Annotated in this window: 3 protein-coding genes; all 3 read left to right on the forward strand. The window is 52.3% G+C overall.

Annotated elements, in window-relative coordinates:
• Positions 1-26: 26 nt before the first annotated feature.
• Genes ACLUXO_RS08210 through ACLUXO_RS08220 form a run of 3 tightly spaced genes read left to right on the forward strand, consistent with a single transcriptional unit; the run spans position 27 to position 5,993 of the window.
• Positions 27-1,910 carry a PTS sugar transporter subunit IIA gene (locus ACLUXO_RS08210; RefSeq protein ID WP_412137131.1) on the forward strand — a complete coding sequence of 628 codons (1,884 nt, stop codon included), beginning with the start codon at positions 27-29 and terminating at the stop codon, positions 1,908-1,910.
• A 3-nt stretch (positions 1,911-1,913) separates the two neighbouring features.
• Entirely contained in the window at positions 1,914-4,937 is a 3,024-nt protein-coding gene (gene lacZ, locus ACLUXO_RS08215; RefSeq protein WP_412137132.1) for a beta-galactosidase, LacZ type, read from the forward strand.
• A gap of 48 nt (positions 4,938-4,985) precedes the next feature.
• Positions 4,986-5,993: a LacI family DNA-binding transcriptional regulator gene (locus ACLUXO_RS08220; RefSeq protein WP_412137133.1), complete on the forward strand. Its 1,008-nt coding sequence runs from the start codon at positions 4,986-4,988 to the stop codon at positions 5,991-5,993.
• The last annotated feature ends 151 nt before the right edge of the window (positions 5,994-6,144 follow it).

Genomic DNA, 6,144 nt, shown 5'->3' on the forward strand with positions numbered 1-6,144 from the left:
GTTAAGCACTCGGAAGGGAGAAAATCATGAAGAAAAAGCTTGTCTCACGCTTGTCGTACGCGGCCGGTGCCTTTGGCAACGACGTCTTCTACGCGACACTGTCAACCTACTTTATCGTTTTCGTCACCACTCACCTCTTTAATGCCGGTGACCACAAGATGATCTTTATTATCACCAACTTGATCGCCGCCATCCGGATCGGGGAAGTCCTAATCGACCCCTTGATCGGTAACGCCATCGACCGGACCGAAAGCCGGTGGGGGAAGTTCAAGCCTTGGGTCGTGGGCGGGGGGATCATCAGCTCATTAGCCCTCTTAGCCCTCTTTACCGACTTTGGCGGCCTTAACCAAAGCAACCCCATTGTTTACTTAGTAATCTTTGGCTTTGTTTACTTAATCATGGACGTCTTCTACTCATTTAAAGACACTGGCTTCTGGGCCATGATCCCGGCCTTGTCCCTGGATTCCCGGGAAAGAGAGAAGACTTCAACCTTCGCCAGAGTCGGCTCTACCATCGGGGCCAACCTGGTCGGGGTAGTCATCACTCCAATCGTTCTCTTCTTCTCGGCCAGCAAGGCCAACCCCAACGGGGACAAGCAAGGCTGGTTCTTCTTTGCCTTGATTGTGGCCATTGTCGGCATCTTGACCTCAATCGCCGTTGGTCTGGGGACTCATGAAGTCAAGTCAGCCCTCCGGGAGAGCAAGGAAAAAACGACCTTGAAGCAGGTCTTCAAGGTTCTGGGACAAAATGACCAGCTCCTCTGGTTGGCCTTTGCCTACTGGTTCTACGGTTTGGGCGTCAACACTTTAAACGCTCTGCAGCTGTACTACTTCTCATACATCTTAGGCGATGCCCACGGCTATAGCCTCTTGTACACCATCAACACCTTTGTCGGTTTAATCTCTGTATCCTTCTTCCCATCACTGGCCAAGAAGTTCAACAGAAAGCGCCTCTTCTACGCCTGCATCGCGGTGATGCTGTTAGGGATCGGGGTCTTCTCCGTGGCCAGCGGTTCTCTGGCTTTATCATTAATCGGGGCGGAACTCTTCTTTATTCCTCAGCCTCTGGCTTTCCTGGTCGTTTTGATGATCATCTCTGACGCCGTTGAATACGGCCAGCTGAAAACAGGCCACAGAGACGAAGCCTTGACCCTGTCTGTCCGGCCATTGGTCGACAAATTAGGCGGGGCCTTGTCCAACTGGTTTGTTTCCTTGATTGCCGTAACTGCCGGCATGACCACTGGGGCAACTGCATCAACAATTACCGCTCATGGTCAGATGGTCTTTAAGCTCGCCATGTTTGCCTTTCCAGCAACCATGCTCTTGATTGCCGTTTTGATTTTCGCGAAAAAAGTTCTCTTAACCGAAGAAAAGCACGCGGAAATCGTCGACCAGCTGGAAGCCCAATTCGGCCAAAGCCATGCCCAAAAGCCGGCGCAAGCTGAAAGCTTCACTTTGGCCAGCCCAGTCTCCGGGCAATTAATGAACCTGGACATGGTTGACGATCCGGTCTTTGCTGGCAAAAAGTTAGGCGACGGCTTTGCCCTGGTGCCAGCAGACGGTAAGGTCTACGCGCCATTTGCCGGCACTGTCCGCCAGCTGGCTAAGACCCGGCACTCGATCGTCCTGGAAAATGAACATGGGGTCTTGGTCTTGATTCATATTGGCCTGGGCACGGTCAAGTTAAACGGGACCGGCTTTGTCAGCTATGTTGAAGAGGGCAGCCAAGTTGAAGCTGGCCAGGAAATCCTGGAATTCTGGGACCCGGTCATCAAGCAGGCCAAGCTGGACGACACGGTAGTCGTGACCGTGATCAACAGCGAAACTTTCGCCGATAGCCAGCTGCTCTTGCCGATCGGCCACAACGTCAAGGCTCTGGACGATGTATTTAAGTTAGAAGGGAAGAAATAGAAAATGAGCAATAAGCTAGTTAATGAAAAAAGAGTTGACCAGGCAGACCAGGCCTGGCTGACTGACCCGGAAGTCTATGCAGTCAATACAATTCCCCCGCACTCAGATCATGAGTCCTTCCAAAGCCTGGAAGAGCTGGAGGAGGGTAAGTCCAGCCTGGTTCAGTCCTTGGATGGGGACTGGCTAGTCGACTACGCTGAAAACGGCCAGGGGCCAGTCAACTTCTATGAAGAAGGCTTTGACGACAGCAATTTTAAGTCAGTCAAAGTACCCGGCAACCTGGAACTGCAAGGCTTTGGCCAGCCCCAGTATGTCAATATCCAATATCCCTGGGACGGCAGCGAGGAGATCTTCCCGCCCCAAGTTCCAAGCAAAAATCCGCTCGCTTCTTATGTCAGATACTTTGACCTGGATGAAGCTTTCTGGGACAAGGAAGTCAGCTTGAAGTTTGCCGGGGCGGCAACCGCCATCTATGTCTGGCTGAACGGCCACTTCGTCGGCTACGGGGAAGACTCCTTTACCCCAAGCGAGTTTATGGTTACCAAGTTCCTCAAGAAAGAAAATAACCGCCTGGCAGTGGCTCTCTACAAGTATTCTTCCGCCTCCTGGCTGGAAGACCAGGACTTCTGGCGCTTGTCTGGGATCTTTAGATCAGTGACCCTGGAAGCTAAGCCGCTTCTGCACTTGGAGGACCTTAAGCTTACGGCCAGCTTGACTGATAACTACCAAAAAGGAAAGCTGGAAGTCGCAGCCAATATTGCCTACCGCTTGCCAAATGCCAGCTTTAAGCTGGAATTGCGGGACAGTAGAGGCGACTTGGTTGCTGAAAAGCTGGGTCCAATCAGAAGCGAGCAGCTGGAATTCACTCTGGCTGATTTGCCTGTCGCTGCCTGGAGCGCGGAAAAGCCTAACCTTTACCAGGTCCGCCTGTATTTATACCAGGCAGGCAGCCTCTTAGAGGTTAGCCGGCAGGAAGTGGGTTTCCGCAACTTTGAACTAAAAGACGGGATCATGTACCTTAATGGCCAGCGGATCGTCTTCAAGGGGGTCAACCGGCACGAATTTGACAGCAAGTTGGGCCGGGCCATCACGGAAGAGGATATGATCTGGGACATCAAGGCCATGAAGCGAAGCAACATCAATGCTGTCCGCTGCTCTCACTACCCGAACCAGTCTCTCTTTTACCGGCTCTGTGACAAGTATGGCCTCTATGTCATTGATGAAGCTAACCTGGAAAGCCACGGCACCTGGGAAAAGGTCGGCCACGAAGATCCTAGCTTCAATGTTCCAGGCGATGACCAGCATTGGCTGGGGGCCAGCTTATCCCGGGTGAAGAACATGATGGCCCGGGACAAGAACCATGCTTCAATCCTGATCTGGTCTTTAGGCAATGAGTCTTACGCCGGCACTGTCTTTGCCCAAATGGCTGATTACGTCCGGAAGGCTGATCCGACCCGGGTTCAGCACTATGAAGGTGTGACCCATAACCGGAAGTTTGACGACGCCACCCAGATTGAAAGCCGGATGTATGCTCCGGCCAAGGTGATTGAAGAATACTTGACCAATAAACCAGCCAAGCCATTTATCTCAGTTGAATACGCTCACGCCATGGGCAACTCCGTCGGTGACCTGGCCGCCTACACGGCCCTGGAAAAATACCCCCACTACCAGGGCGGCTTCATCTGGGACTGGATCGACCAAGGACTGGAAAAAGACGGCCACCTCCTTTACGGGGGCGACTTCGATGACCGGCCAACCGACTATGAATTCTGCGGGGACGGCCTGGTCTTTGCTGACCGGACTGAATCGCCGAAACTGGCCAACGTCAAGGCCCTTTACGCCAACCTTAAGTTAGAAGTAAAAGACGGGCAGCTCTTCCTCAAAAACGACAATTTATTTACCAACAGCTCATCTTACTACTTCTTGACTAGTCTTTTGGTCGATGGCAAATTGACCTACCAGAGCCGGCCATTGACCTTTGGCCTGGAGCCTGGCGAATCCGGGACCTTTGCCCTGCCTTGGCCGGAAGTCGCTGATGAAAAAGGGGAGGTCGTCTACCAGGTAACGGCCCACTTAAAAGAAGACCTGCCTTGGGCGGATGAGGGCTTCACTGTGGCTGAAGCAGAAGAAGCAGCTCAAAAGCTGCCGGAATTTAAGCCGGAAGGGCGGCCAGACTTAGTTGATTCCGACTTCAACCTGGGCCTGAAAGGAAATAACTTCCAAATTCTCTTCTCCAAGGCCAAGGGCTGGCCGGTTTCCCTCAAGTATGCCGGTAGGGAATACTTGAAGCGGCTGCCGGAATTTACCTTCTGGCGGGCCCTGACGGACAACGACCGGGGAGCTGGTTACGGCTATGACCTGGCCCGGTGGGAAAATGCCGGCAAGTATGCCCGCTTGAAAGCCATCAGCTACGAGATCAAGGAAGACTCCGTTTTGGTCAAGACTGCCTTTACGTTGCCTGTCGCCTTAAAGGGTGATTTAACCGTGACCTATGAAGTCGATGGACAGGGAAAGATTGCTGTAACAGCTGACTTCCCAGGCGCGGAAGAAGCCGGACTCTTGCCAGCCTTTGGCTTGAACCTGGCCCTGCCAAAAGAACTGACCGATTACCGCTACTATGGTTTGGGACCTAATGAGAGCTACCCAGACCGCTTGGAAGGTAATTACCTGGGCCTCTACCAGGGAGCAGTTAAAAAGAACTTTACTCCGTACCTTCGTCCGCAAGAAGCCGGCAACCGGAGCCAGGTCCGCTGGTACCAGCTCTTCGATAAAAAGGGCGGCTTGGAATTTACGGCCAATGGGGCAGACTTGAACTTGTCTGCTTTGCCATATTCTGCCGCCCAAATTGAAGCCGCTGATCACGCTTTTGAACTGACTAACAATTACACTTGGGTCAGAGCCTTAAGCGCTCAGATGGGAGTCGGCGGGGATGACTCCTGGGGGCAGAAGGTCCACCCGGAATTCTGCCTGGATGCCCAAAAAGCCCGTCAGCTCCGCCTGGTGATTCAGCCCCTTTTACTAAAATAAATGCTACAATTGACTTAACAGGATGAAATTTTAGTAAAAGCAAAGCGAGTGAGGAAGATGGCAACGATCAGAGAAGTGGCCAAGGCAGCCGGCGTGTCGCCAGCGACGGTTTCCCGGGTCTTGAACTATGACCAGACCCTGTCAGTCAATGAGGCAACCCGGCAGAAGATATTTGAAACTGCTGAAGCCATGCACTACCATAAGAGCCGGAAGACCAGAAAGAGCAAGCAAAAGCGCCTGGCGATCTGCCTGTGGTGTGACCAAGACCAGGAGATCAAGGACCTCTATTACTATTCAATCAGAACAAGCGCACAAGCAGAGGCCAAGAAGCAGGGACTTGAAAGCCAGGTCATTTATCCGGCTGATCCTTTGCCCGATCCAGCTGCTTTAAGCGGGATCATCATGATCGGCTACCAGCAGTATTCGCCAGACCGCTTGAATGAAGTCAAAAAGTCTGGCCTGCCTTTGGTCTTTGTCGATACTGACACCTTGAAATTGGGCTACTGCTCAGTTGTGGCTGACTTTGGCCAGGCCATGCAGGAGGCGCTAGAGGTCTTCTGGGGGCAGGGCAAGGAGCGGATCGCCCTTTTGGATGGTGATTTGGACAGTAATTTTGATAAAAACAACCTGGTCGACTTCCGCTTCCGCGATTATAAGAAGAGCCTCGCGGCCCGCGGCCAGTACGACCCGGACTTAGTCTATGTTGGAAACTTCACCCCTCAGTCTGGCTATGAAGCCATTAAAGAAGCACTTAAGTCCGGATCCTTCCCGGAAGCCCTGATCGCGGCCAATGATGCCATGGCCATCGGTGCCCTAAAGGCCTTTAAAGAGGCCGGGATCAAAGTCCCAGAAGAGGTCAGTCTGATTTCCTTTAACGACACGACCGCGGCAGAATTTGCCAACCCGGCTTTGACCAGCGTACATGTTGAAACCCAGCAGATGGGCCGGGCCAGCGTCAAGGTCATGAAAGACCTGCTGGATGATGATGAAGCCGGCACTTACAAGGTCACTTTCCCAACAAAACTCGTTTACCGGGAATCTTGCCCGAAAGCATAAGGGTATAGAGCATAATAACAGCAAAGAAATAGCTTGGAGATTGATTTTCTCCAAGCTATTTTTCGTATATAAATATTACGGCTGCATTCTGTTGATCATTCTTGGGAATGGGATAGCTTCACGAACGTGATCCAGCTTGCAGATCCAGGCA

The sequence above is a fragment of the Lactobacillus delbrueckii subsp. bulgaricus genome, from assembly GCF_046938665.1.
In the GTDB taxonomy this organism is placed as follows: Bacteria; Bacillota; Bacilli; order Lactobacillales; family Lactobacillaceae; genus Lactobacillus; species Lactobacillus delbrueckii_C.